The organism is Aminobacter ciceronei (assembly GCF_014138625.1).
Taxonomy (GTDB): Bacteria; Pseudomonadota; Alphaproteobacteria; order Rhizobiales; family Rhizobiaceae; genus Aminobacter; species Aminobacter ciceronei.
On record NZ_JACJHY010000010.1, the window covers coordinates 46,352 to 71,801 of the forward strand.

Annotated in this window: 21 protein-coding genes; 13 read left to right on the top strand and 8 right to left on the bottom strand. The window is 63.5% G+C overall.

The genetic code is table 11. The features are described 5' to 3' along the window. Nucleotides 1-34: 34 nt before the first annotated feature. Nucleotides 35-955: a beta propeller repeat protein gene (locus HNQ95_RS12165; RefSeq protein WP_182574161.1), complete on the top strand. Its 921-nt coding sequence runs from the start codon at nucleotides 35-37 to the stop codon at nucleotides 953-955. A gap of 30 nt (nucleotides 956-985) precedes the next feature. Here the strand turns inward: HNQ95_RS12165 and HNQ95_RS12170 are convergent, their stop codons facing one another. From HNQ95_RS12170 to HNQ95_RS12180, 3 genes are read right to left on the bottom strand one after another with little or no spacing between them, the layout of a single operon-like run. Next, on the bottom strand, nucleotides 986-1,321 hold the full coding sequence (locus HNQ95_RS12170; protein WP_182574162.1) for a hypothetical protein: 336 nt from the start codon (nucleotides 1,319-1,321) through the stop codon (nucleotides 986-988). Further along, the gene (locus HNQ95_RS12175; RefSeq protein WP_067962059.1) at nucleotides 1,321-1,746 is read right to left on the bottom strand and encodes a DUF6484 domain-containing protein; all 426 of its coding nucleotides are present in this window, start codon (nucleotides 1,744-1,746) and stop codon (nucleotides 1,321-1,323) included. Before HNQ95_RS12175 ends, HNQ95_RS12170 begins: the two co-directional genes overlap by 1 nt. An 11-nt stretch (nucleotides 1,747-1,757) precedes the next feature. Further along, nucleotides 1,758-4,082: a type VI secretion system Vgr family protein gene (locus HNQ95_RS12180; RefSeq protein WP_182574163.1), complete on the bottom strand. Its 2,325-nt coding sequence runs from the start codon at nucleotides 4,080-4,082 to the stop codon at nucleotides 1,758-1,760. A gap of 202 nt (nucleotides 4,083-4,284) precedes the next feature. On the opposite strand from HNQ95_RS12180, the gene tagH reads away from it, so the two are divergent. The 12 genes from tagH (at nucleotide 4,285) to HNQ95_RS12240 (ending at nucleotide 21,484) form a co-directional block, all read left to right on the top strand. Next, nucleotides 4,285-5,379: a type VI secretion system-associated FHA domain protein TagH gene (gene tagH, locus HNQ95_RS12185; RefSeq protein ID WP_182574164.1), complete on the top strand. Its 1,095-nt coding sequence runs from the start codon at nucleotides 4,285-4,287 to the stop codon at nucleotides 5,377-5,379. Between the two features lie 171 nt (nucleotides 5,380-5,550). Beyond that, nucleotides 5,551-7,092 (top strand): type VI secretion system protein TssL, long form, encoded by a 1,542-nt coding sequence (gene tssL / locus HNQ95_RS12190; RefSeq protein WP_182574165.1) that lies wholly within the window; start codon nucleotides 5,551-5,553, stop codon nucleotides 7,090-7,092. 31 nt (nucleotides 7,093-7,123) lie between these two features. Next, nucleotides 7,124-10,636, top strand: coding sequence for a type VI secretion system membrane subunit TssM (gene tssM / locus HNQ95_RS12195; RefSeq protein WP_182574166.1), 3,513 nt, complete (start codon nucleotides 7,124-7,126; stop codon nucleotides 10,634-10,636). Between the two features lie 129 nt (nucleotides 10,637-10,765). After that, complete coding sequence (locus HNQ95_RS12200) at nucleotides 10,766-11,533, top strand: PP2C family protein-serine/threonine phosphatase (RefSeq protein ID WP_067962067.1); 768 nt, start codon at nucleotides 10,766-10,768, stop codon at nucleotides 11,531-11,533. 64 nt (nucleotides 11,534-11,597) lie between these two features. After that, on the top strand, nucleotides 11,598-11,990 hold the full coding sequence (locus tag HNQ95_RS12205) for a DUF1036 domain-containing protein (protein ID WP_067966559.1): 393 nt from the start codon (nucleotides 11,598-11,600) through the stop codon (nucleotides 11,988-11,990). Continuing rightward, nucleotides 11,987-14,362: a peptidoglycan DD-metalloendopeptidase family protein gene (locus HNQ95_RS12210; RefSeq protein ID WP_182574167.1), complete on the top strand. Its 2,376-nt coding sequence runs from the start codon at nucleotides 11,987-11,989 to the stop codon at nucleotides 14,360-14,362. Before HNQ95_RS12205 ends, HNQ95_RS12210 begins: the two co-directional genes overlap by 4 nt. A 136-nt stretch (nucleotides 14,363-14,498) precedes the next feature. Beyond that, a complete protein-coding gene (locus HNQ95_RS12215) occupies nucleotides 14,499-14,837 on the top strand; it encodes a hypothetical protein (RefSeq protein WP_067962070.1) in 339 nt (112 codons plus the stop codon). Between the two features lie 195 nt (nucleotides 14,838-15,032). After that, nucleotides 15,033-15,728, top strand: a complete 696-nt coding sequence (locus HNQ95_RS12220; protein WP_067962072.1) for a TerC family protein — start codon at nucleotides 15,033-15,035, stop codon at nucleotides 15,726-15,728. Between the two features lie 199 nt (nucleotides 15,729-15,927). Next, nucleotides 15,928-17,244 carry a 30S ribosomal protein S12 methylthiotransferase RimO gene (gene rimO / locus HNQ95_RS12225; RefSeq protein WP_182574168.1) on the top strand — a complete coding sequence of 439 codons (1,317 nt, stop codon included), beginning with the start codon at nucleotides 15,928-15,930 and terminating at the stop codon, nucleotides 17,242-17,244. A gap of 169 nt (nucleotides 17,245-17,413) precedes the next feature. Beyond that, a complete protein-coding gene (locus HNQ95_RS12230) occupies nucleotides 17,414-18,664 on the top strand; it encodes a multidrug effflux MFS transporter (protein ID WP_067962075.1) in 1,251 nt (416 codons plus the stop codon). A gap of 128 nt (nucleotides 18,665-18,792) precedes the next feature. Next, complete coding sequence (locus tag HNQ95_RS12235) at nucleotides 18,793-20,010, top strand: ABC transporter substrate-binding protein (protein WP_246340692.1); 1,218 nt, start codon at nucleotides 18,793-18,795, stop codon at nucleotides 20,008-20,010. 406 nt (nucleotides 20,011-20,416) lie between these two features. Then, nucleotides 20,417-21,484, top strand: a complete 1,068-nt coding sequence (locus HNQ95_RS12240) for a helix-turn-helix transcriptional regulator (protein ID WP_154386524.1) — start codon at nucleotides 20,417-20,419, stop codon at nucleotides 21,482-21,484. Nucleotides 21,485-21,621: 137 nt separating this feature from the next. Here HNQ95_RS12240 and HNQ95_RS12245 read toward each other — a convergent pair whose 3' ends face one another. Genes HNQ95_RS12245 through HNQ95_RS12265 form a run of 5 tightly spaced genes read right to left on the bottom strand, consistent with a single transcriptional unit; the run spans nucleotide 21,622 to nucleotide 25,441 of the window. Next, complete coding sequence (locus HNQ95_RS12245) at nucleotides 21,622-22,761, bottom strand: NADH:flavin oxidoreductase (protein WP_067962082.1); 1,140 nt, start codon at nucleotides 22,759-22,761, stop codon at nucleotides 21,622-21,624. After that, on the bottom strand, nucleotides 22,733-23,368 hold the full coding sequence (locus HNQ95_RS12250; RefSeq protein WP_067962083.1) for a nuclear transport factor 2 family protein: 636 nt from the start codon (nucleotides 23,366-23,368) through the stop codon (nucleotides 22,733-22,735). Before HNQ95_RS12250 ends, HNQ95_RS12245 begins: the two co-directional genes overlap by 29 nt. Before the next feature lie 32 nt (nucleotides 23,369-23,400). Further along, entirely contained in the window at nucleotides 23,401-23,859 is a 459-nt protein-coding gene (locus HNQ95_RS12255; protein WP_182574169.1) for a MaoC family dehydratase, read from the bottom strand. A gap of 2 nt (nucleotides 23,860-23,861) precedes the next feature. Next, nucleotides 23,862-24,662, bottom strand: coding sequence for an SDR family oxidoreductase (locus tag HNQ95_RS12260; RefSeq protein WP_067962087.1), 801 nt, complete (start codon nucleotides 24,660-24,662; stop codon nucleotides 23,862-23,864). Between the two features lie 20 nt (nucleotides 24,663-24,682). Next, nucleotides 24,683-25,441: an enoyl-CoA hydratase family protein gene (locus HNQ95_RS12265; RefSeq protein WP_067962089.1), complete on the bottom strand. Its 759-nt coding sequence runs from the start codon at nucleotides 25,439-25,441 to the stop codon at nucleotides 24,683-24,685. Between the last annotated feature and the right edge of the window lie 9 nt (nucleotides 25,442-25,450).

Genomic DNA, 25,450 nt, shown 5'->3' on the forward strand with positions numbered 1-25,450 from the left:
CTCTGCCTAGCCAACCGCCAGGGAGGCGTTAGCCATGATCGGTAAGCTGAAGATGGACAAGGAAGAGCTGGAAGACTTCGTCGAAGATGAGGACACCTCGATCGAATGCCTTCAGGTCGCACCGATGGGCAATGGCAAGGTGGCCATTCTGTTCCTGCTCGCGGATTCCGACTACGACACCACGGTGTCGGTCATTTTTGTGGTCGACGACTTCAATCCAAAGACCGCGAAGGGCGTTCTGTTCACGTCAGAATGGCTGACGTCGCTGTCGGCGTCGCCCTCAGGTGAACTGTTTGCGCTCGAGGCAACGATCTGGATCTGGCGCTACGGCGGCAAGCAATGGACCCGCGATCAGGTCGGCACGGAGAGCTTTCGCCAGGTTTGGGCCGCCGACCCGGGTGGCGCCATGATGGTCGGCTCTTCAGGCGGCGCCGTCAGGCTGGTCGGAGACGACTGGCGTCCGATCACGCCGATCACCCAGGCTGAATACATGGATATTCACGGTGACGCGAAGCATGGTATCTGGGTCTGCGGAAAATCAGGATCGGTGCACAAGCTCGCGGGCTCGACGTGGCAGCCGCTGGAACTGCATCGCCAAGAAGTGTTCTATGGCATCGACGTTGCCGCGGACGGCACGATCAGGGTCGCCGGCGAAGACGGAACGTGCCTGCGCATCGCCAACGAAGAAGCGGTCGAGCTCGAACCGGCTGATGCCACCACCCATCTTGCGGTACGCACCTATAGCGGCAAGGCCTATTGGGGCGATGAGGGCGGAATCGGCGTGGAGAAGGGCAACGCGATCGTGCCCTTGGAGGTGGAAACCGGCACCGCCTCCGATATCCGTACCGATGGCGATTATCTCTATGTCGCGGGCACCGACAGTGCCTGGCGCTTCGACGGCAAGAAATGGAAATCGCTGTCGCTCGAATACGACGACGGCTTCAAGCTCGCCTGATTGTAGACCGGGCGCGCTTGCCCACGAGGATCAGCCACCGTTGGCGCTGAGATAGGCCCGGACCTTTTCCAGGTCGAGTTCAGCTATGCGCTGCGGCGCGCCCTCCATGAGCATCCTAAGCACGAAGAGCTCACCGACCTCAGGATATTCGGCGTAGACTTCCTGGGCGATCTCGCGTCCGGCATCTCCTGCAACGCGAAGGCCGTCGAGATGAGCATCCAGCCGCTCGACCAGCCGCGCAAGACGCTCCTCGTCCATGTCGGGGTTCTCATCCGGATGGAGCAGGTGATGGTCGTAGACGGTCCACAGAAATGCCGCCATTTCCGCATGCTGCCGCACGATCTCGCGCAGAACGATCTTCGGCATCAGTTTAGGTTTACAGAGCCGCCACGGATGCGGTTGGCCGCGCTGGCATGGCTGGTGACGTATGTGCCGCGAATGGTGATATGCCCATCCTTCTCCATGATGATTGTGGCCTTGCCGCAGCGCAGTTCGAGACGTTCCCCGGCCACGATCTTGACCTGCTCGCCGTCTCGAACGACCTGCGGCGTCTGTGCCTTGCGCACGGGCTCGACGATGCGCCCGACGATCAGCGGCCGGCCGGGGTCGCCGCCCTCGAACAGCAGCGCCACCTCTGCTCCGACCATGTCGGCGCTGAGTTCGGCCAGGCTGCGCGCGGCAAGTGCAGTGTCCCTGGGATTGCCAGGAAACACGACGAGCGGTGCAGCACCGTCGAAGCCGAGAAAGACCCCGATGACTACACCCTCGATCCGTTTGATGGTTCTGGTCATCCCCTGCGCCCTCAGTTCTGCTTGATCTCCGAGCCCTTCATGACGATGTCGCTGGAAGCCTTGATGTTGATCTTGCCCGATCCCTTGATGCTGATGTCCTTGCCCTCGATGGTGATCGTACCATCCTTCTTCATGGAGATGCTGGCTGAGCCGCATTTCAGCGCAATGGCGTCGCCGGCTTCGATCAGGAATGTCTTGCCGACATTCATCTTCCCGTCTTCACCGATCTGAACCATGCTCGCCTTGGCAATCCGCAACTCGTAGGCGCCGCCTACTTTGGTCCCGTCGTCGGTGGCGATTTCGGTTCGCCTTCCCTTGCCGATCTTCGATTTCTGGTTGCCGGCAATGTTGAACGTCTGGTCGGCGCCAATCGTCACCTCCTGGTTCGATGCGATGTTCCAGCTGTCATCGGCACCGATCTGGTGGGTCTGGGCGGCACCCACGGTGACCGCGCGCGTCGACCCGATCGTGTTGGTCTGCGCCGATCCGACCGTACGCGTCTCGGTGGCACCCACCGTGTCCATTCGTGCAGCGCCGACCGTGATCGCCTGGGCGATGGCGACTGTCTGGGCGTGGTTGGCGCCGATCGTCTCGGTCGAGTTGGAGCCGATGCTGATGGTCTCGTTGGAGCCGACGGTCAGCGAGCGGTTCTTGCCCACCGTTTCCGTATCGTTGGATCCGATGTCGGTCTTCTGGTCGACGCCGACCTTCACGGTCTTGTTGTTGCCGACGTCCTCGTCGAGGTCGTGGCCGACGGAATGCTTGGCGTCGTGGTCGATGCGGTCGGACTGGTCGTGCTGCACCAGCTTGGTGCGGTCGTTCTTGATCAGCAGGTTATGGTCCTTCTGGGCCTGGAAATTGACCAGTTCGGAGCCTGCCTTGTCTTCGAACATCAGTTCGTTATAGCCGCCGCCTCCTTTCGACGAGTTCGACTTCCAGCCCGACTGCGTGGCGTTGCCGGGCAAGCCGTAGGGCGGCATCTGGGCGGCGTTGTAGACGCGGCCGGTGATGATCGGCTGGTCCGGATCGCCTTCGATGAAATCGACGATGACCTCCTGGCCGATGCGCGGGATCTGGATGAAGCCCCAGCCGCTGCCGGCCCAGGTCTGCGACACGCGCACGAAACACGAACTGTCCTGATCCTTCTTTCCCATGCGGTCCCAATGGAACTGCACCTTCACCCGGGCATACTCGTCGGTGAATATCTCTTCGCCGGACGGGCCGACGACACGCGCCGTCTGCGGCCCGCGCATGATCGGACGCGGTGTGATCCGCGGCGGGCGGTATGGCAGACTAGTCGGCGCGACGCCGAGGACCACGGTGAAACTCTCGCCCTCAGTGTCGATGCCGCTGCGATAGCTGGGGTCGAATATGCGGTATTCGACGCTGACGACGAGATATTCCTGGTTCTGGTCATCGCGCGGAAAGCCGTCCAGCTTGAAGGTGCAGCCGGAAAACAGCCCGCGCACGGTGCCGGCAGCGGCGATGCGCTGGTGTACCGCCTGCAGCTCCTCGCGGCGGATGCCGGCGATCTTGTCGCCACGGCCGACATCCAGATGGGCGCCGGGCTGGCGATAGTTTTCCCCCGATGCCAGCTTGTGGCCGAATGCCTGGTCGGACTTGGCCATCAGGCTGGCATCCGGCTTCTTGAAATCGTAGTCGGTATGGGTGTAGGCGCCGGGTCTGACCGAGCTGCCGGGGATCCACTCGGTGATGTACTCGACGTCGCGGCGCGCGCCCTGCCCTTCGAAATGATACGGCACCTTCTCGTAGCCCGGTGCCGGCTTGAGCTTGTTCATCGCGTCGGCAAGGATCAGCGTGTGCTCGTCGTCGCCATGCTCGAAGAAATACATGATGCCTTCGTGCTCGAGCAGGCGCTGGACGAAATCCAGGTCGCTTTCGTCATACTGGACGCAATAGTCGCGCGGCGGATAGGAGCCTTGCAGCCGTTTCTCGAACTTCGCCGAGCCATATTTCGAGAAGATCTTTTCGACGATCTCGACGACGCTCATATTCTGGAAGATGCGGCAGTCCGTGGCCGTGCCGAGAAACCACAGCCACGGCCGGAGGACCGCTTCATAATAAACTTGCCGGTCCTCCATGCGGGTCAGGCGGAAATCCGACACCAAGCCGCTGAACCAGCGTTTCGGGTCGGACTCTCCTTCGACCGAAACGCCGCCGCCCAGCATCTTCAACGGGTCGATATCAGGGTCGCTGCTGACAAAGCCGACGGTGTAGGCGAAACAGCGGCTGATCTCGTCGCGACCGGCCAGATGGGTGAATGTCAACGTGTCGCCGAGCGGTGTCCGGACCACAGTCGCGCGATCGTTAGCCATGGCGTCGTGCCTCTCCGCGGGGACGGCCGGACATCTGAGTTAAGCTTAGCACAAGTTTTTCAACCGGCCAAAGCCGGCGCGGCACAAGCGCCGAACCGTGCGCGCCCAAATGCCCCTGTGCTGCGGTCGCAGCAAACTGCTAGAATAAAATAAGGAATTTGGACGAGGCTGCCGGAAACAGAGATTTGGCGGGCGAATTCGGATGCTCATCACTTTGACCATCGAGAATGTCGACAGGCTGCCCACAGGCGGACCGCTGTTCTACAGTTCGAATGGTCGCAGCTTCACCATCGGGCGCGAAAATCGCGACTGGAACCTGCCCGACCCCAACCTTTTCATCTCCGGCCTGCATTGCGAGGTGCGTTACGACAGGGGCACGTTCTGGCTCTATGACGTCTCGCGCAACGGCACATTTATCAACGGCTCGAGCCAACGCGTCACCGACCCGCATCCGCTCGGCCATGGCGACCAGCTTTCGATTGGCAGCTACATCGTCTCGGTTGCGCTTGAGGACGACCGCATATCGGGCAACGACTGGGGCAATCCGATCCCGGCCCGCCATGCCGCTGATATCGGCCAGCCGCCGCCGCAACTGGCGGATCCCTTCTTCGGCGGCGTGAACAACGGCCAGTTGGCGGCGGGTGTCGTTGCGCGTCAGCCAGTCCAGCATGCTCGCGCCCCGCAGCCCGTGCCCGTGCAACCGGCGCCTCCCCCGCCGCAAAGACCGGAGGCGACCGAACTGCTCCGGCTCATCGCTGCGGGCGCCGGCGTTTCTCCTGACGTGTTCCTGCAGCGCGACCCGAAAGATGTAGCCGCTGAAGTGGGCGCAGTGCTGCGCGCGGTCGTCGACGAGCTTGCCTTGCTGCTCAAGGCGCGCGCTGCCGCCAAGGCACTCGCCAAGAGCAGCCAGCGCACCATGATCGGCGGTGTCGACAACAACCCGCTGAAGTTCATTCCGCGCTCGGAAGAAATCCTCGAGATCATGTTTGCCCAGCGCCGCTCGGGCTATCTCGACGCCCGGCACAGCGTCGAGGAGGCATTCCGCGATCTCAAGACGCATGAGCTCGCGACCTATGCGGCAATGCAGGCGGCCTTGTCGCGGCTGCTTTCGGAATTGTCACCCGATGCCATCGAGCGAAAGCTCCCCGCCTCTGCCTTCGTCTCCAAGAAGGGCCGGGCCTGGGACATGTTCGTAGCGACATGGGAAGCCAAGGAGGCCGCGCATGAAAATGGCATGCTCGACGTCTTTCTCGCCTATTTCAGCGAGGCCTACGCCAGGTCGGCGAACAAGAAGTAACGTTGCTGGACGCAGCTGATCCCTCGGTCGGCCCCGCCGTTTCGACGGGCGGTTCAGCCCCGGTTCCCATCGGCATTTCCATGCATTACGATGCGTTGTTGGCACGTGACCGGAGGCATCCGCGGCATTGTCAGGGCATGGCAGCCGTCGCGCGAAAGCGGATAATCGGCGATGAGTTCGAAGGACGATCCTTCCGGCTCCGACGGCAGAACCGTCATTCGCGGATCGCCGCGCCGCGCGCCGCGTCCGGACCAGCCCTCGCCACCACAGCCGGCGTCCGATCCGACCATCATCTACACCGGCGGCCCTGAACAGCAGGCGCCAAGTTCGGGCACGGTGATCTATCAGGCCAGTCCCTTCGGCGACGCCCCTGGCGACGCGCCCCGCAACAGCCACAAGCAGCGTAAGCAGGCAGCAACGGCAGCAGGCACGTCGTTGGAGGCCCTGTTCGATGCGGCCGAACGTGTCCAGGTTTCCGGGGCCAACCCGCTGATATCAGCGGCAACGCCGCTTCTCATCTTGTTTGGCCATCTCAGGACGGTGACGGTCGAAGCCGACGTGTCCGTATTGGCCCAGCACGTCGCCGAATGCATCGAAGAATTCGAATGGAAAGCCGCCGAAGCCGGCGTGAACCAAGACGACGCGCATGTCGCGAAATATGCCCTTTGCGAGACAGCCGACGACATCATCGCCAACCTGCCGGGCATCGGCTCCGACAACTGGGCGCAGCACGGCATGCTGTCGCGCTTCTACGGGATCGATGCGTCAGGAAACGGCTTCTTCGAGGCACTGAACTCGGTGCTGGCCGATCCGGCGGAGCGTGGCGACCTGCTCGAACTGATGCATGCCTGCATGTCGCTCGGCTTCGCCGGACAATATCGTGGCGTCGCCGGCGGCAATCAGAGCCTTGAGCTCGTGCGCCAGGACCTGTACGCCGCACTGCGCTACTTCCGGCCGCTCACCGACGACGGTATTTCTCCGCACTGGCAGGGCCTCGCGGCCACCGTGGGCCGACGCCCCTACAGGCTACCGCTCTGGGCGATGGCCGCCTTCGCCCTCGCCTTCGTCACCACCGCCTTCTTCTGGATGCGCGGCGACGTCACCAGAGAGGGCGACGCGCTCGCCGCGACATTGCTTGCGCTCACACCATCGAAGCCGGTCGCCATCGAACGCAGCGACTTCGCCCCGCCGATCGAGCAGGCAGCGCCGGATGAGCCGGCTTCGCCGGTCGAGGATGCCAAACCGGCAGCAACAGCCCCGACCATGGCGCAGATTTACCGCATCCGCGCTGCCCTCACCCAGGACATCGGCGCCGGCGCATTGACCGTCGCCTCCAAGGGCGAGTTCATCATCGTCGAGCTCAACAACGAGCTGCTGTTCGAGCCGGGCAAGGCCGAGACCAAGCCTGAATTCACGCCCGTGGCGGCGCGCATTGCGGCTGCACTCGCAGGCGAACCGGGACCGATCAGAATCGTCGGCCACACCGACAATGTGAAGCCGCGCCAGTCCAGTGCCTACAAGTCGAACTACGATCTATCCGTTGCCCGGGCGGAGGCTGTGGCAAAGGCACTTGTTCAGGGGATCGGCGATGCCTCGCGAATAGCTGTCGAAGGCAAGGGCGAGGACGTGCCGATCGCCGACAACGCAACCGCCGACGGCCGCGCCTTGAACCGCCGTGTCGACGTCATGATCCGGCGCGAGGACGCACCATGAGCGCGCCCCGCCGCACGCTGTGGTGGTCGTGATGACGTGGCTGCTCAGAACTTTGAGCGTCATGGCACTGGCCGGCCTTGCCGCAGCCGTGTGGTTTGCCGGCCCGCTGATCGTCCTGGTCGGCAGCCGGCCGCTTGAATCAACTGGCGCGCGCGTCGCCATCATCGCCCTCATCCTTGCATTGGCCGCAGGCATCGCCCTGTTCCGCTTCTGGTTTGCGCGCCGTGCTCAAAAGGCGCTCGCTGCCGCCATCGCCAGCGAGAGTGCCTATGACGGCGACGGCCAATTGCTCGAAACGGGCATGACCAAGGCCATCGCGGCGCTCAAGCGCGCCAGCGGCAGGCGCAATTTCCTCTACGAGGTGCCCTGGTACCTGATCATCGGCCCGCCCGGCGCCGGCAAGACCACGGCGTTGGTCAATTCGGGCCTCACGTTTCCGATCACCGTGTCCGGCACGGCCCAGCCGGTGCCCGGCGTCGGCGGAACCCGGAACTGCGACTGGTGGTTCACCGATGAAGCGGTGCTGATCGACACCGCCGGCCGCTACACCAACCAGGATTCCGACACCGAAAGCGACCGCAAAGGATGGCTCGCCTTCCTGTCGCTGCTCAGGAAACACCGCGCCAGGCAGCCGATCAATGGCGTAATTGTCGCCATCAGCCTAGCCGATGTGATGTCTTCAAGCGACCAGGAGCTCGACGCCCACGCCGTCGTCATCCGCAATCGCCTGCAGGAAATCCACGAGACGCTGAACATCGGCTTTCCCGTCTATGTGCTGTTCACCAAGGCCGACCTGATCGCCGGCTTCATGGAGAGTTTCGGCAGTCTGGACGAAACCGACCGGCGCATGGTGTGGGGTACGACATTCCAGGGCGCCGACCGCAAGGCGAACGTGGTCAGCGAGGTTCCGGCTGAATTCGATGCGCTCGTCCGCCGCCTGTCCGAGGACGTGCCCGACCGTATGCAGGGCGAGCAGGATCCGGTCGCGCGCATCGCTATCTTCAGCTTCGCCGCGCAGTTTGCTTCGCTTAAGCAACGCTGTGCGACCTTTCTCGGCCGTGTCTTCGAACCGACGAAGAAGCCGGCAAGCGCTATCCTGCGCGGCTTCTACTTCTCCTCCGGCACGCAGGAGGGCACGCCGATCGACCGCGTACTCGGCGCCATCGGCCGTGGTTTCGGCAACGGATCCCAAGCACAGCTGTCCGGGACCGGCAAGAGCTTCTTCCTGCACGACCTTTTGGCCAATGTCATCTTTGCTGAGGCCGGCTGGGTCTCCTATGACGATGCCGCCGACCGGCGCGCCAGATTTGCCCGCTTCGCCGGAACCGGCGCCATCAGCTTGATCGCCGCTGCCGCCCTAGGCGTTCTGGCGGTCAGTTATGCCGCAAACAAGGCCCTGATCGCGGCCACCAGCCAGGCTGCGGAAAGCTACACGTCGTCCGCCGCCGCACTGCTGCAGGCGGAAACCGTATCCGACGTTGACCTTGAGAATGTCATCGATGCGCTGGAGAGCATCAGCGGCCTGCCGACCGGCTACGAGCATCGCGACCAGCCGACGCCGGCGCGCGAAACGCTCGGGCTCAGCCAGCGCGCGCGGTTGTTGTCGGCATCGGAGACGACCTACCGGCTGGCGCTGGAGCGGATGCTTCGCCCTCGCCTGTTGCTGCACCTTGAACGCACCATCCAAGCGAAGATGAGCGATCCTGCGGCTCTCTACGAAGCTCTCAAGATTTACCTGATGCTCGCAGGCGAAGCGCCGAAGGTCGATGATGAACAGATCGTCTCGTGGATGAAGAAGGACTGGGAGCAGAACCGCTATCCCGGTCCGCAAAATCGCGAAGGCCGTCTCATCCTAGAAAAGCACCTGAGGGCGATGCTTACGCTCGACGATGAGTTCGATCCGGCATTCGAGCTCAATCGCCCCTTGGTCGAGTCGGCACAGCGCGCGCTGGGCCGCATGACGGTCGCCGATCAGGCTTCCGCCTTGATCGCCTCGGCGCTGACCGCGGCCACGCTCGACGACTTCGCCGTCACCACGAAGGGCGGCCAGGAAGCGAAGCTGGTGTTTGAGACCGTCGATGGCAGCGACCTGTCTGCGCTGCGTGTTCGCGGCCTCTATACCTATGCCGGCTTCAACGATTTCTACCTGACACAGCTTTCCGGTATCGCCCAGAAACTCATAGACGAGCAATGGGTCGTCGGCGCCGGCGGCGAGCAAGGCGGCGTCGAGCAGGAACTGTTGCGGCTCGGCCCAGAGTTGCTCGACCGCTACAGCAGCGACTTTTCAGCCGTATGGAACGGTGTTCTCGACAAGCTCAAATTCCGGCCGATGGCGGCGGACAAGCCGGAATATCTCGCGCTGTCAGCCGCCGGCTCGCCCAGCTCGCCGCTGGCGCAGTTGTTCGAGGCGATTGCCCGCGAGACGGCGCTGACACGTGGCTCAGGCCCGACTGCCGACGCCGATGCGCGTGCCGATGGCCTCGCCCGCATCGGCATCGAGTTGCCGGGCCGCAAATCCGCCAGTCGCGCCGGTGCGGCATTCGCCAATGCGCCGACCATCGTGCCCGGCGCCAACATCGAGGCGCAATTCCGGCCGTTCCAGCTTCTTGTCGATGGCCGTCCCGGCCAGCGCCCGATCGATGCCCTGATCCAGAATTTCCATGCCGTCTATCAGAGCCTGACGATCTCGGCCGCCGCCCCGTCGCAGGCAGGTCGCGTCAATGCCAATCTTCAGCTGCAGATATCCAATCTCCGCGCCAACGCCTCGCGCCTGCCCAAGACACTGTCGCGCATGGTCCACGCTGCCGCCGACGATTTCGAGGGCGACGTGGCCGAGACCTCCGTAGCGCAACTCAACCAGTCGCTGCAGGAGACCGTCAGCGGCCCCTGCGAGGAAGTTATCGCCAACCGCTATCCCTTCGGCACCGGCGCCAGCCAGGATGTGCCGATCGGCGATTTCGCCCGGCTTTTCGCGCCCAGCGGCATCATCGACAGGTTTTTCGCACAAAACTTGGCCTCTCTCGCAGACATGTCGGGGACCGAATGGCAATGGAAGCAGGAGTCGCGCCTGGGCCGTGGGCTCTCCAGGTCGACGCTGAAGCAGTTCCAGCTGGCCGCCGAAATCCGCGACGCGTTCTTTCCGCTTGGCGGGTCCACGCCTGCAGTCAACATCACTTTCACGCCGTTTTCGCTGCATGGCGACGCCGACATGGCCTTGCTCGACGTCAACGGACAGGTCGTCCAGAGCTATCAGAACGGCAGCAGCCCGGGCATCGTCACATGGCCCGGCAGTGCCTCCGCCGGGTCGGCCAATCTCAGCCTTACGCCGGAGCTTCCCGGGCGCGAATCCGCCATCAGGTTCGAAGGGCCGTGGGCCTTGAAGCGCCTGCTCGACGCAGGCACCTCGACAGTCAATGGCGACAAACTGCAACTGCGCTACGTCATCGGCGGCCGCGATGTCGCCTACACCGTCCAGATCAACCCGCCGGGCAATCCCTTTTCGCTGACCGCATTCTCCGGTTTTACCTGTCCGAAGGGGCTTTGAAACGGTGGGCAGGCACAGTCAGCCCGGCACGTGTTAATTTCTGTACTCTAACGCACGGGCCTGTGGCAGACTGAAAGGCGCGCGCGTCAATACGCAACGCAGAGGGGCGCCCGAGAGCGCTTGAGGCCATTGAACGATGTCGTCCTCCCCTTCGAAAGCTATGGCGTCAGCCACAAGGGCTGCGTCCGTCAGGTCAATGAAGACAGCTACCTGATCGAGCCCCGCAGCGGCCTGTGGGTCGTCGCCGACGGCATGGGCGGCCACGATGCCGGCGAGGTCGCCTCCGCCAGCATCGTCGAACACTTGTCGACGATCGGCATTCCTGAATCGGCGCCCGATCTGCGCGCACGCTTCGTCGACAGGCTGAGGCTGGCCCATTCCGACATCCGCGAAATATCGGACTTGCGTGGCGCGACGATGGGTTCGACGGTCGCAGCACTGCTTGCCATGGACGGCAAGTTCGCCTGCCTGTGGCTCGGCGACAGCCGCGTCTACCTGGTGCGTGACGGTTCGATCTCCCAGGTCTCGCACGATCACACCGAGGTTCAGGAGTTGCTTGATCGCGGTGCGATCACCGCCGAGGAGGCGCAGACCTGGCCGCGCCGCAATGTCATCACCCGCGCCATAGGCGTCAGCGACGACATCGACGTCGACTTCCGCCAGGGCGATCTCTTGCCCGGCGACGTCTTCATACTCGGTACCGACGGCCTGACCGCCCATGTTTCCGACGAGGAGATCGAGGCCGCGGTGGTTTCGACGACACCGCAGGCGGCTTGCGAAGATCTGCTGGCAAAGGTCCTCGAGCGCGGCGGAACGGACAACGTCACCATTGTACTGGTGCGGATTCGGGGCAAGACCGACGGTGCAGCTTCTCAAGCCTTGGCGGGAGGCCGATAGCGGCCGGCAAGACGATGCGGGCGGGATCGGACACCGAACCGGTGCACGAGGAGCCACCTTTGCCCTGCTGACATTGCTGTCATTGCTTTGCGCCCCCAGTCTGGCTCGCGCGGAGTTTACCGTCTGTAACCAGACGCTCGACGTCGTCAATCTCGCCGTCGGCCAGGAAGTCGAAGCCGCATTCCAGACCGATGGCTGGTGGACAATCGGCGCCAATCAGTGCGTCAACGTCATCCGCGAAGAGCTGACCAACCGCTACATCTACATCTACGCGACCGACGTCTTCGGCAATGCCATCCTCAGCGGTTCGACCGACATGTGCGTCGAGCGCAAGCGTTTCACCGTGCGTGGCATCGACGAATGCTGGCAGCGTGGCCACATCGCCGCCCGCTTCTACGAAGTCGACACGCTGGAACAGTCGCGCTGGACCTTCTTCCTGACCGGGTCTTCGCCATGACGCATGGCATTGACGCGAGCTTCAAGCAGCAAAAGCAGCAGCGTATGGCCAGGCGCTCGCGCGAACGGCAGCTCAAGGCCATGATCATTGCCGGCATACTTGCCCTCACCGGTATCGTCGCTGCCGCCGTCTATTTCGGCGCGGACTACTGGCCATCGGGCGAATATGAGGGCGACCTGCAGCCGACCGAGGAAAGCGACATCGTGCCGGCCGATGCCGCTGTCTACGTCCCGGCCATCGTCGACCTCGCCGGCGACCCGATGTGGATCAACCTCGCGCATGAAGCAGGCACAGAGACCAAGCGACGCCAGCTTTCCCGCCCGGCCGATCTTATCGAAGACGGCATCTCGCCAAGCATCGAATACCTCTCCGACACGATGCTGAGCTCCAGCGAACGCTTCATGACCGCCATCCCGTCGACGCAGGACGACTTTGCCTTCTTTCAGGCGCAGCGCGCTGTCGCCGAGCCTCAGCCAGGGCAACAAACCAACATCCAGCCGACGCCGCCGATCGCAACCGACCTCGACGAAGCCGAGGGCGACGACACGTCCGATGTTGGCGCGGGCTGGGGCGAAACCATCGACCAGGGCGAAGCCGCTCTGCCCGCCTTCGAAAAAACCGCCGTCGAAAACAACACCAGCGTCGCGACCGTGACCCCGGAGCCCGAGCGGTTCGAGGCGACCGAAGACGTTTTCATCAAGATCCTCACCAGCCGCTCGCTCGAAAGCGTTGCGCTCGAGGCGCATTTTTCCACCGACGAAGCCAAGCTGGTCAGCGACGCACTCAAGGCGGTCTTCAAGCTGGAGACCCTCGAGCCCGGCTATGTCGTCGCCCTGCGCGGCTTCCGGCCGCGCCGCGGCGCCCCGGCAATGGCGTTGATGCAGGTTTCGGTCTACGCTATGAACAGGTTCATCGGCACGCTTGCCCGCAATTCGGCCGGCCAGTTCGTCGAAGGCGTCGACCCGTGGGTGCGCGACGACCTGTTCAACTATTCAGGCGCACCGCAAGCCAGCGCCCAGAAGCGCCAATACCGGCTGCTCGACGCGATCTATTCGACCGCTGCCCGCAACAACGTGCCCACCGGCGTGCTGGGCGAGGCCATCATGTACCTGTCGCGCGGCCAGGACCTGAACGCCTTTGCCACCGAGGACCAGCGCCTGGTCCTGCTCTATTCGGAGACGGCGCGCGGCAAGGATGGCGTCGCCGGCCGCGTGCTCTATGTCGGCGTCCACGGCACCGACAAGAAGCTCGAATGTTTCGTCTTCCAGCAGACTGACGGCCAGTTCTCCTGTGTCGGTGGCGACGACCAGGTTCGATCGCTGGCGACGACGAACGGCATGTTCACGCCGGTCAACGGCGTCATGACCTCGACCTTCGGACCTCGTAAGCATCCGATCCTGAAGACTGTCCGAATCCACAAGGGCGTCGACTGGGCGGCCCCCATCGGCACGCCGATCGCCGCCGCTTTTGACGGCCAGGTCGTGTTCGAGGGTGACGGCAAGGGTTACGGCAACCTCATCCGTATCTCGCATGCCAACAACCGTGAGACCCGCTATGCCCACATGCAGCGTTTCGCCGATGGCATCAGCGTCGGAACCGCGGTCAAGGCCGGCGACATCATCGGCTATATTGGCACCACCGGCTTGTCGACCGGCCCGCATCTGCATTTCGAGCTCTACCAGGACGGCCAGGCCATCGATCCGCTCGGCACTGTCACCGTTGCCGTGGCAACGACCACAACCACGACCACTGTCGCCACCACCTCCTCGGACGATCAGGCCATCGAGATCCTGACCAACCGCATCATCCATGTCGAAAGCGGCGGCAGCGCGCGTGCCAAGAACCCGCTGTCGTCGGCGACAGGCCTGGGGCAGTTCATCAGCAGCACCTGGATCCGGATGATGAACACCTACAGGCCCGATCTCGCGCGTTCGCTCTCGACGGCCGAACTGCTCGAATTGCGCTTCGATCCGACCATCTCGCGCGAAATGGTGCGCAACCTGGCTCGCGAGGGCGAAGCCTATCTCAAGCAGCGCGGCCACCAGATCACCGCCGGGCGGCTCTATCTCTGCCACTTCCTCGGCATGGAAGGCGCCCACCAGATCCTGACCGCCTCCGGCGATGCCATGATCGCCGACGTCCTGGGCGCCGTCGTGATCAAGGCCAATCCCTTCCTCACCGGCAAGAACGCCACCTATGTCGTTGCCTGGGCGGAGAAAAAGATGACCGGACGTGCTCCTGCAGCAACCTCGCTTCCCAGTTCAACCCCGACGTTGCCACCACCACAGGTGGTCAGGCAGACGTCGCCGGAATTCGAGAGATACAAACAGGCAATCGCGACAACTCTGAGTTCGGTTGCAAATACGCTTTGAGCATACAACCGCTCAGGTTCGGACCGAGCGGCCTGGCCTGGCAGCGTCGATCTGTCCTGGACGAATTTTCTCATTTATCCCAACTGCTTGCACTCTGGGACTTTATCGACGCCTTCGGCCGCGATATAGCATTCGCATGAGTTTCGGTTCGACATTGACGCTTGCGCTGACCCTGGGTTTCTCCGCCACGCTGCTTGGCGGCTGCAGTCGCTCGTCCGATGGCACCGTCGTCATTCCGAAACCAATGGACTCCCGGCGCTTCTGGCAGGACGACGAAGCCAAGCGTGCCGCGGCCGAGCGCCAGCAGGCTGCCGCCTTTCCAACCGGGCCCGATATTCGCTTTGCCACCGAGCAGCCTGGCCCTCGCCCGGTGACGCGCGCGCCAAGCGGTGCGGCGAGCACCGGCAATTCCAAGCCGATATCCTGCCGCGCCGTAAGCGGCTCTACGGGTCGCGTCAGATACGTCTGCGAGTGATTACTGGAGCGGCCGGTCGAGCTCCAAATACGAACGCCCAACCGCGTTTGTCACCAGGTTTCGTCAGCTTCACGTCAGGGAACGCGCCGATTTAAGCCGTTTCGAATAAACGCGTTGCTTGTCTGTTGACGCACGCGCGTCGGGCGTTATAGCCGACATCAAGACATTGGAACTGAACGGAGAGGGTCCCGTCCGATGGAGATATTCACTGCTGCAGGCTTCACAGCCCTTCTGCAGGTCATAGCTATCGACCTCGTGCTTGCCGGCGACAACGCCATCGTCATCGGCCTTGCCGCGGCAGGCCTTCCGGCCGATCAGCGCAAGAAGGCCATCCTCGTCGGCATCGCCGCGGCGACCGTTCTCCGTATCGGTTTCGCACTGATCACCCAATGGCTTTTGGCCATCGGGCCGATGCTTCTCATCGCCGGCGGCCTGCTGCTTCTGTGGGTGTGCTGGAAGATGTGGCGCGAACTGAGCGTCAGCCACGAGCAGGAACATGAAGCGACCGAGGCGCTTGCCGACGCCGACTATGACAAGGACGGCAAGATCGCCGCCAAGGGCCCGCGCAAGACCTTCGCCCAGGCCGCCTGGCAGATCGTCATCGCCGACGTGTCAATGTCGCTCGACAACGTGCTCGCCGTTGCCGGTGCCGCCATGGATCATCCCACGGTGCTGATCATCGGTCTGGCGCTGTCGATCGCGCTGATGGGCTTTGCCGCCTCCTTCGTCGCGCGCCTGCTGCATCGTTACCGCTGGATCGCCTATATCGGCCTTTTGATCATCCTCTATGTCGCGGTGAAGATGCTGCTCGACGGCGCAGTAGATCAGTTCCCGGAACAGTTTGGGTTCCTCAGCGAGTGGTTTGGCGGCCACAGCGCGCCGGCCCACTGAGCCGCAGCAACAGACCAAAAAGGGCCGGAGTTTTTCCGGCCCTTTTTGCATGTGGCGATCAGCCGGTTTGCTTGGGCCCCGATCTGTGCTATTGCGCCGCCCGAATTGAGCTCTTTTCAGAGCCGACAGATCGACACATCAACAGATTTCCGGGCCGGACCTCATGGGTTACCGGCCCGCGTCCATTGGAAACCTGCCTATGTCAGCAGCACCCCGCGTCAGCTTCGTCAGCCTCGGATGCCCGAAGGCGCTTGTCGATTCCGAACGCATCCTCACCCAGCTCCGCGCCGAAGGTTATGAGATCGCCCGCCAGCACGACGGCGCCGACCTGGTCGTGGTCAACACCTGCGGCTTCCTCGATTCCGCCCGCACCGAGTCGCTGGACGCCATCGGCACGGCAATGAAGGAGAACGGCAAGGTCATCGTAACCGGCTGCATGGGCGCCACGCCCGAACTGATCCGAGAGAAGCACCCCAACGTCTTCGCCATCACCGGCCCACAGGCCTATGAAAGCGTCATGGCCGCCGTGCACGAGGCTGCTCCGCCGGCGCACGACCCGTTCACCGACCTTGTGCCGCCTCAGGGCGTCAAGCTGACCCCGCGCCACTACGCCTATCTCAAGATTTCCGAGGGCTGCAACAACCGCTGCACGTTCTGCATCATCCCCGACCTGCGTGGCGACCTTGTCTCGCGCCCTGCCGCCGACGTGCTGCGCGAAGCCGAAAAGCTGGCCAATGCCGGCGTCAAGGAACTGCTCGTCATCTCCCAGGATACCAGCGCCTACGGCATCGACGTGAAATATGCGACCAGCGTCTGGAAGGAGCGCGAGGTCCGCGCCAAGTTCCTCGACCTGTCGCAGGAACTGGGCGAACTCGGCATCTGGGTGCGCATGCATTATGTCTATCCTTACCCGCATGTCGCCGACGTCATCCCGCTGATGGCCGAGGGCAAAATCCTTCCTTATCTCGACATCCCCTTCCAGCACGCCTCGCCGCGGGTTCTGAAAAACATGCGCCGTCCGGCCCATGGCGAAAAGGCGCTCGAGCGCATCCGCGGCTGGCGTGACGTCTGCCCTGACCTCGCCATCCGCTCGACTTTCATCGTCGGCTTCCCCGGTGAAACAGAGGAAGACTTCGAAATGCTGCTCGACTGGATCGACGAGGCCAAGATCGACCGCGCCGGCTGCTTCAAATACGAGCCGGTCAAGGGCGCGCGTTCCAACGACCTCGGCCTCGAACAGATCCCCGAGGAGGTCAAGGAAGCCCGTTGGCATCGCTTCATGCAGCGCCAGCAGAAGATTTCGGCCGCCGCGCAGGCACGGAAAGTGGGCAAGCGCCTGCCCGTCATCATCGACGAGGCCAACGGCACGTCGGCCAAGGGCCGCACCAAGTACGACGCGCCCGAGATCGACGGTTCGGTCCATATCCAGTCGCGCCGTCCGCTGCGCGTCGGCGACATCGTCACCGTCAAGGTCGATCGCTCCGATCCATACGATCTCTACGGCACCGCTGTCTGACACCTCTCCAGGGGCCGCAGCATGCGGCCCCTTTCTTTTGGCCGACACGCAGCCGAATTATCCCCGCGCTAGTCCGTATGACGGATGATCTTTCCCGGCACCGGTTCGATCTGGTGACAGGCACTCTGCCGCTCAGGCGCCTGCCATCGATCGAGCCGGGGCCAGCATCATGACATCAGACCGAGAAGACCAGCAGCCCGGCCTCATGAGCGAGCGGCGCGTGACCATCGTCGGTGCGGTGCTAGCCGGTCTCGGTCCCGCCTCGCTGTCGCTGTTCACGCCGGCCATGCCCGAAATCGTTCATGCCTTCGGCACCACCGAAGAGGCGGTGAAGATGACGCTCGGGCTGTATTTCGCCGGCTTCGCCCTCACCCAGCTGGTGTGTGGTCCTCTCTCCGACGGATATGGCCGCAAGCCGGTGACGTTGGCCTTTCTCGGCATCTACCTTCTCGGCAGCCTGGGCGCGCTGGTCGCGCCCTCCATCGACGTGCTGATCCTGTCGCGGCTGTTGCAGGGCGCGGGCGCGGCAGTCGGGCTGTCTTTGTCGCGCGCGATCGTGCGCGACCTCTTTGCCCACGAGCAATCAGCACGCATCCTCAACCTGATCACGCTGATCCTGGCGCTGGCGCCGGCCATCGCGCCGACAGTCGGCGGTCTGGTCATGGAAGTCGCCGGCTGGCATGCCATCTTCTCGATCATGTTCCTGATGGGCGTGGCGTCGTTGCTGACGGTCCGTTTCGCGCTGGTCGAAACCGTCGAGCGCGACCCGAGCCGGGTGCGGCTGGGCGCCGTCATGAAAACCTATCGCAATTTGCTCGGCAGCGGCTATTTCCTGTTCTCCAGCCTCGTCATCGCCGGCACCCTGGGCGCCTACTACACCCAGGCGACCGTCCTGCCCTTCATCCTGATGGATCGGCTGGGGCTGACGCCGGCGCAGTTCGGCCTCGCGATGCTGTTCCAGTCGGCCAGCTTCATTTCCGGCTCGCTTGTCATGCGCAGTCTCATCCCACGTTATGGTGCCTATCGTATGGTGCCCGTCGGCCTGGGGATCAGCAGCCTCGGGGCTGCTGCCATGGCGGTCTTGCTCGGACTGTACGAGCCAACCTTCCTGTCGGTCGCGCTGCCCATGGCCATGTTCGTTCTAGGCAATTCATTCGTCATGCCGGCAATGTCTGCCGCGACTGTCGCCGCCTTCCCCGACAGTGCCGGGGCCGCCTCCTCGCTGAGCGGGTTCCTGCAGATGGGCAGTGGCCTCCTGGGCACTGTCGTCGCCGGTATCCTCGGCGATGCGATGCTGGGCATGTCCGTCGTCGTGCCGTTGATGGCACTGGGGGCCGTGCTCGCTTGGCTGGCCTGGCGCAAGCTGCCGGAGCCTGCCCTTGCGCGGGCCGTCGTCACCAGGAAGGCACCGCCGCGCTGAAGCATGCGTCTTTTGTTAGCTCTCGCTAACGAATTCGGAAGCTCCTCCCCCTCCATCGTCCAAGCGGACGATGTTTCGGACACATGGCCGTGACTGTTTGTCGGTCGAAGTAAGCGGAGGAGAAACGCATGAACTTCCAATGGAATGGTTCCATTACGCGTCGCACTGCCATCGGAATGGTGTCGGTGGCAGCCCTTGCCTTGTCGGCAGGTATTTCGCAGGCACAGGAGGTCGTCAAGATCGGCGGCATCATGTCGATGACCGGCGGCGGCGCCTCGATCGGCAAGACCGCCGAAGTGGGCTGGAAGCTGGCCATCGAAGACATCAATGCCGCCGGCGGCATTCTCGGCAAGAAGGCCGAGCTGGTTCTCGGCGACACCATGACTGACCCGACCCATGCCGTTGCCGAAGTGCGTCGCCTGATCGAGAACGAAAAGGTCGAGGCGCTCGTCGGCCCGGCAACCAGCCAGGAAACCATTCCGGTCGTTCCTGTGGCGAGCGAAAAGAAGATCGCCCAGGTTTCTTCTGCTGCCTCGACTCAGCTGACGCCCGAAGCTGGTCCGTTCCACTTCTCGGGCTCGGTCACTGGTCTCAATCAGATGAAGCCGAACATCGACTTCGCCATCGACGTGCTGAAGCTCAAGAAGCTGGCGCTGATTTCGGACAATGGCGGCATGTCCAAGGCTGCCGTGGTCGAGATCGTCGACTACCTCAAGTCGAAGGGCGTCGAGCCGACCGCGGTGCAGGAGTTCGCCTTCCGCACCGAAGACATGACCCCGCAGCTGTTCCAGATGCGCAGCTCGGGCGCCGAAGCGATCCTTCTGATCAACTCGATCGGCGACGACTCGCGCAAGCTGCTCGAAAACCGCGCCGACATCGGCTGGGACGTGCCGGTTCTGGCCAACCAGACGATGACCAACTACGCCGTCGGCAACGTCGCAGTGGTCGGCGAAGACGCCTTCAAGGACGTCTACAGCGTGCAGTTCGTCGGCATGACCTATTGCCCGAGCGACCCAGTCGGCGAAAACGCCTTCGCCAAGTTCGCCAAGCGCGCAAAGGAACAGGTCGCCGACGTCGACCGCATGGGCGGTGCCTCGGCGCTGATCCCGTACTACATCCAGCCGATCGTGCTGGCGGCTGCCATCAACGGTTCGGGCAAGACCGACGGCGAGTCGGTCGCTGCCTGGCTGCAGGCCAATGCCGCGTCCGTCCAGATGCTCACCGGCCCGATCCAGGCGAGCGGCAAAAGCCACTTCCTGCCGGCGCCCGAGTCGATCAAGGTGGTCAAGAACCCCTACAAGCCGCGCGAAGACGGTCTGGTCGAGCGCGCCGACTGCGGCGCCTGATTTCCTTCTTCATCTGCTGAACGTGCGGGCCGGGTCGCAAGATCCGGCCCGTTTCGTTTGCACTCTGCCCAAGACTTGTCCACCACTGACACCATGTCAAAAATTCTACGCAACGCATTTCGAATTTGACGACGTGTCAATTTAATGACATAACTGTCGACATTAATCATTTCGCATTCGGGAGGAAGCGCGATGACCGGTTCGAGCCTACGCAGCATGACAACTGGATCGTCGTCCGTCCGGCATCTTGCCCGACGAGGTTTCCTCCCGCCGTCCTGATCGGCTGACGCCGGGCCGATACCAGGCCCTCGCCAATACAATCGAACTCATGACCTCCTGGCATGCACCGCGCAGCCGGGAACCGGTCCCGCACGCCCCCGTGCGGCGGATTTTGGGAGCTCCTGCAATGACTTTTCACGCCAGATCGATCGTCGAATTCGGCCATTTCCTCAACCGCGTCTCTGACAGCCTGATGAACGGCAAGCCGCTGCGCACCCCGCTCGAGCTGATCCGCGAGCAGTTCGACGCCTATGCCGCGGTGCTGGTGATCGAGGACCGCCTGCGCACCGGCGAGACCTACTACGCCTTTACCGAGATCGACGAGATGATGACCGACACGGCAGGCGCGGCCCTCACTCGCCCGGCGCAGCTCGCTTATCTCTCCGAACGCTGCCAGCCGATGTCGGCCACCTATGTGCCTACCGACGACACCGCCCGCTACACGCTCTGGGTTTTCCGCGACCGGTCGGACACCAAGTTCGATGACGATGCAGCCTCGGTCTGCGAAATTCTTGTTTCGCAGTTGGCACGTGGCGTCGAGACGTCCTGGCGCATGGGCGCCACCGAGGTCGAGCGCCGTCTCTACTCCGACGTCATGGACAAGCTCTACGTCGGTGTCGTCATCCTCGACCATTCCGGCAAGATCGTCCGCGCCTCAGACGCGGCGACGCGCCTGCTCGAAGCCCGCGACGGCCTGCAGATCCAGGGCAACAAGCTGCGCGCCACCTCGGCCAAGGAGGACCGCGACTTCCAGACTGCGGTCAAGGCGGCCTTGCAGATGGCAGCCGACGACGCCGGCACGACTTCGCGGGGCCTGTCGCTGACCAAGCAGTCAGGCTCGCGCAATCTCGGCGTCATCGTCCGCCCGATCCGCGGCAGCAAGGATAACGCCGCCGCTGCCAACTCGGCGGTCGCTGTCTACATCCGCGATCCTGAAGCGAACCCGGAGGTCGAGGGCGAGCTCGTGCGCCAGCTGTTCGATCTGACGCCTGCGGAAGCCGCGGTCGCCCGCCGACTGACCGCCGGCCTGTCGCTGGAAGATGCCGCCACCTCGCTCGACATCTCCCGCAACACTGCACGTGCCCATCTGCGCTCGATCTTCTCCAAGAGCGGCATCACGCGCCAGACGGAACTGGTCCGGCTGGTGCTGAACAGCGCCGTCATCCTCGGCCACGGACCGCGCCAGGCGGCCTGACAGGACATCCTCCCAACTCCCTGTCGACCCAAACTGAAAGCGCCGGCGGACACAGTCGCCGGTGCTTCTTTTTCGTCTGAGCAGATAGAAAGCTTGTCCCCTCGACAAGAAAGGCGCCGCGAACGGCGCCTTTCTGGTCAGAACAACGATTTCAGCTGTTCCTTGGCGTAGCCCACCCCTTCGTGGGCCCGGCCTTGCCGGACTTTAAGCGCCCAGGCCGGATCGGCCAATAGCGCCCGCCCGACAGCCAGGATGTCGAACTCGTTGCGTTCAAGCGGCTTCTGGATCACGTCGAGCGAAGCCGCCTCCGCCGCATTGAGCCCCGGCCGGTCGAGGCCGACGCCGCCGACTGCGATGACCGGCAAGCCGGTGATCTTCTTCGTCCAGCCGGCGAGCGTCACGTCACCCTCTGCCGCAAAACCCGGCTCCCATATGCGGCGTGTCGAGCAGTGCATGATGCTCACACCCGCGTCGACCAGCGGCTCCAGCACCTCTGCCAGTTCGCCAGGCGTTTCGCCAAGCACGGCCTTGTAGTCCTGCTGTTTCCACTGCGAATAGCGGAAGGAGATCGGGAAGTCGGGGCCGACGCGGCTGCGCATCGCCTCGATCACTTCCACCGCAAAGCGCGTGCGCTCGCGCCGGCTACCGCCGTAGCGGTCGGTTCGGCGGTTGGACGTCGCCCAGAAGAACTCGTCGATCAGATAGCCATGCGCGCCGTGGATCTCGACGCCGTCGAAGCCAAGCCGCTGCGCCGCATCCGCCGCCTCGGCATAGGACTCGATCACCTCGAGGATTTCCGTCTCGGTCATCGCCCTGGTGGCTTCCGGATGGCCGGTGAAGGCGTTGGTGTTCTCCGATGGACCGACGCCCGGAACACCCGGCTGCGGCGCCATGGCCGAGTTTCGGAAGCTGCCGGTGTGCCAGAGTTGAGGGAATATCTTGCCGCCGGCGGCATGCACTGCAGTGCGCACTTTGGCCCAGCCGGCCAGTGCCGCTTCGCCGGCGAAAAAAGGCACCCCCTCATAGCTCGGCGCCGTGGGGTGGCCGATATAGGTCGCCTCGGTGATGATGAGGCCGACCTGGTTCAGCGCCCTTCGCGAGTAGTAGGCGGACACCTTCTCATGCGGCACGCCGTCGGCGCAGAAATAGCGCGACATCGGCGCCATCGCGATGCGATTGGCAAGCTCCAGGGGGCCGATCTTGATTGGCTGGAACAGCTTGTCCGCGATCAGCCGATCCGAAGTCTTCTCAGCGCACACGGTTGCCACGGATTTCATTGCCTCTTCGCATGGTTTCAATGAAGGTTTCGAGTGGCGCCGGTTCCGGCAGGGCCTCATCAGGGCCCGAACGCGTCCAGAACTCTTTCCACGACGGAAACAGCTCATGGAACGAGCCTTCATAGGGCTCGCGGCCCGGCCAGCGCATCTTGCGCGAGCCGACCGGCGGCTTGTTGAGGTCGGTGGCATACCAGTAAAGCGGCTGGCGGCGGCGGAAGAACCAGCGGCCGTCGATGCGCTCATAGCGGTCGTAATACATCATCTGCATGATGACCCACTCGGCGCCGCATTCGTGCTCGTTCTTGGAATAGACGACGCCCACTGCATTGTCCGCGTCGACGAACTCGATAATGGTCGAGCCGACATGATGCGAGGTGCCGTCGAACTGCTTGCGCATCGTCTCGTCGAGCCAGTCGCGCAGGGCCGCCCTGCCCGATCTGCCGCCGCCGACCTTGACGTCGGGCGCAAACAGCGAGGCCATCGCATTCATGTCGCGCATGTCGAGCGCCAGCGAATATTTGGAAATCAGCTGGCGAATCTCGTCGCGCGACTCGAGCCTGTCCAGTCGCGCCAGGATCTCCGCCTGCGCGTCACCAGTCTTGTCCATTGTCACCTCCGGTGGCCGAAGCGCCGTGCGCCTCAGAAGTAGTAGCGGCCGACCATGTCGGCGACGCAGGCCGGCTTGGCCGAGCCTTCGATCTCAATGGTCACCCGCACCGTCGTCTGCACGGCGTTCCCCGGCAGAAACTCGGCGTTGACCAGTTCGCCCGTCGCCCGCACCTTGGAATTGACGGGCACCGGCGCCGGAAAGCGCAGCCGGTCGCAGCCATAGTTGATGCCCATCTTCATGTCCTCCGCCTTGAACAGGTCGGGCAGGAAGCCGTTGATCAACGAAAACGTCAGGCAGCCATGCGCAACCGTTCCGCCGAACGGGCCGTCCTTGGCGCGCACCGGATCGACATGGATCCACTGGTGATCACCGGTCGCCCCGGCGAACATGTCGATGCGCGCCTGGTCGATGGTGAGCCAATCGGTCGATCCGAGGTTCTGGCCGATGGCATCCACTGCCTCGTTGGGCGAGGAGAAGACGAGGCCCATGATCAGGCCCTCTGGCTGGAGACGGAGACGATCTCGCCGACCATGTAGCCGGCATAGTCACTGGCGAGGAACATCATGACATTGGCGATTTCCCACACTTCCGCTGCGCGGCCAAAGGCTTCGAGGCTGGTCAGCGCGTCAAGCTGTTCCTGTGGCGCCGACTTCTTGAGGAATTCGTGCATGGCAATCGACGGAGACACAGCATTGATGCGGATGCCGTATTCGGCTGCTTCCACCGCCGAGCAGCGGGTGAAGGCCATGACTCCGGCCTTGGCCGCGGCATAGTGCGACTGGCCTTTCTGAGCGCGCCAGCCGAGCACGGAGGCGTTGTTGACGATGGCACCCTTGCCGCGCGGCTGCATCTTCTTGAGTGCGGCGCGCGTCATGCGCATCGTACCGGTCAGGGTGACGTCGAGCACCAGGTTCCATTCGGCGTCGGTCATTTCCACGACGGACTTGAGGCCGCCGAGACCGGCGTTGTTGATCAACACGTCGATGCCGCCGAGCTTGTCTTCAGCCGCATCGACAAGCGACTGCACCTGCTCCTCGTCGGTGACGTTGCAGAGCTGACTGTAGATCTCGACGGTCGGCGAGAGTTCGCGCAGCTTGTCGGCCGCTTCCGCCAGGCGCCGTTCGTGGACGTCGGAGATCATGATGGCGCGGCAACCTTCCTCGATCGCCTTGCGGGCTGCAGCGAAGCCGATGCCGACGCCGGCAGCCGCGGTAATGAGCACCGAACGGCCCTTGAGCAGGCCATGGCCTTCGACATAGGGCGGGGCGGGAAGGATCTTGGTGGCGGTCATGTCCGGGCGTCCTGATCTGGTTACTTCTTGAAGTCGGCGTCGCGTTTGCCGACGAAGGCGTCGCGCGCTTCCTGCGATTCCTGGGTGAGATAGGCCTGGGCCGTGAACCCCTGCTCCCAGCGGTATTTCTTCTCGAGATCGCCATCCTCGATGCCGTTCAGCGCCTCTTTGGCGAGACGGATCATGATCGCGCTCTTGGCGGCGATGGTCTTGGCGAGCTTGAGGGCGGCATCTCGGAGCTCCTCGCGCGGCACCACCTTCTCGACCGCGCCGAGGCGATAGGCTTCCGCAGCGTCGATCGGCTCGCCGGTGAAATACATCTGGCGCACCTTCTGCACCGGAAACAGGCGCTGCAGATGCGCGCCGGCGCCGAGCGCGCCGCGGTCGACCTCTGGCACGCCGAAGGTCGCGTCAGGCGAGCACAGGACGATGTCGGCCGAGCCGCAAATGCCGATGCCGCCGCCGAGGATGTAGCCATGGGCAGCCACGATCACCGGCTTCAGGCCGCGATGGATGGCGCGGAAGGTTTCCCAGTTGCCGGCATTCACTTCGGGAATGCGCTCCGGGTGCTTCTGAAGTTCCTTGATGTCGACGCCGGCGCAAAAGCCCCGCCCCTCGGCACGGATCACGATTACGCGGACATCGGCATTGGCGTTGAGCGCGTCGATCTCCTGCGAAAGCCTGCGCCAGCCGATACTGTCGAGCGCATTCACCGGCGCGTTCTCGATCACCAGTTCGGCAATGCCGTCCTCGATTTTGGTCCAGAATTGGTCGCTCATCGAATTCTC

Bases quoted from the DNA above. Each gene is read 5' to 3' on its own strand.
- tssM (WP_182574166.1), top strand. From the start codon at position 7,124: ATGACGTGGCTGCTCAGAACTTTGAGCGTCATGGCACTGGCCGGCCTT.
- HNQ95_RS12245 (WP_067962082.1), bottom strand. From the start codon at position 22,761: ATGAAATCCGTGGCAACCGTGTGCGCTGAGAAGACTTCGGATCGGCTG.
- HNQ95_RS12215 (WP_067962070.1), top strand. From the start codon at position 14,499: ATGAGTTTCGGTTCGACATTGACGCTTGCGCTGACCCTGGGTTTCTCC.
- HNQ95_RS12165 (WP_182574161.1), top strand. From the start codon at position 35: ATGATCGGTAAGCTGAAGATGGACAAGGAAGAGCTGGAAGACTTCGTC.
- HNQ95_RS12210 (WP_182574167.1), top strand. From the start codon at position 11,987: ATGACGCATGGCATTGACGCGAGCTTCAAGCAGCAAAAGCAGCAGCGT.
- rimO (WP_182574168.1), top strand. From the start codon at position 15,928: ATGTCAGCAGCACCCCGCGTCAGCTTCGTCAGCCTCGGATGCCCGAAG.
- HNQ95_RS12235 (WP_246340692.1), top strand. From the start codon at position 18,793: ATGAACTTCCAATGGAATGGTTCCATTACGCGTCGCACTGCCATCGGA.
- tagH (WP_182574164.1), top strand. From the start codon at position 4,285: ATGCTCATCACTTTGACCATCGAGAATGTCGACAGGCTGCCCACAGGC.
- HNQ95_RS12230 (WP_067962075.1), top strand. From the start codon at position 17,414: ATGACATCAGACCGAGAAGACCAGCAGCCCGGCCTCATGAGCGAGCGG.
- tssL (WP_182574165.1), top strand. From the start codon at position 5,551: ATGAGTTCGAAGGACGATCCTTCCGGCTCCGACGGCAGAACCGTCATT.
- HNQ95_RS12260 (WP_067962087.1), bottom strand. From the start codon at position 24,662: ATGACCGCCACCAAGATCCTTCCCGCCCCGCCCTATGTCGAAGGCCAT.
- HNQ95_RS12250 (WP_067962083.1), bottom strand. From the start codon at position 23,368: ATGGACAAGACTGGTGACGCGCAGGCGGAGATCCTGGCGCGACTGGAC.
- HNQ95_RS12265 (WP_067962089.1), bottom strand. From the start codon at position 25,441: ATGAGCGACCAATTCTGGACCAAAATCGAGGACGGCATTGCCGAACTG.
- HNQ95_RS12220 (WP_067962072.1), top strand. From the start codon at position 15,033: ATGGAGATATTCACTGCTGCAGGCTTCACAGCCCTTCTGCAGGTCATA.
- HNQ95_RS12240 (WP_154386524.1), top strand. From the start codon at position 20,417: ATGACTTTTCACGCCAGATCGATCGTCGAATTCGGCCATTTCCTCAAC.
- HNQ95_RS12170 (WP_182574162.1), bottom strand. From the start codon at position 1,321: ATGCCGAAGATCGTTCTGCGCGAGATCGTGCGGCAGCATGCGGAAATG.
- HNQ95_RS12175 (WP_067962059.1), bottom strand. From the start codon at position 1,746: ATGACCAGAACCATCAAACGGATCGAGGGTGTAGTCATCGGGGTCTTT.
- HNQ95_RS12255 (WP_182574169.1), bottom strand. From the start codon at position 23,859: ATGGGCCTCGTCTTCTCCTCGCCCAACGAGGCAGTGGATGCCATCGGC.
- HNQ95_RS12180 (WP_182574163.1), bottom strand. From the start codon at position 4,082: ATGGCTAACGATCGCGCGACTGTGGTCCGGACACCGCTCGGCGACACG.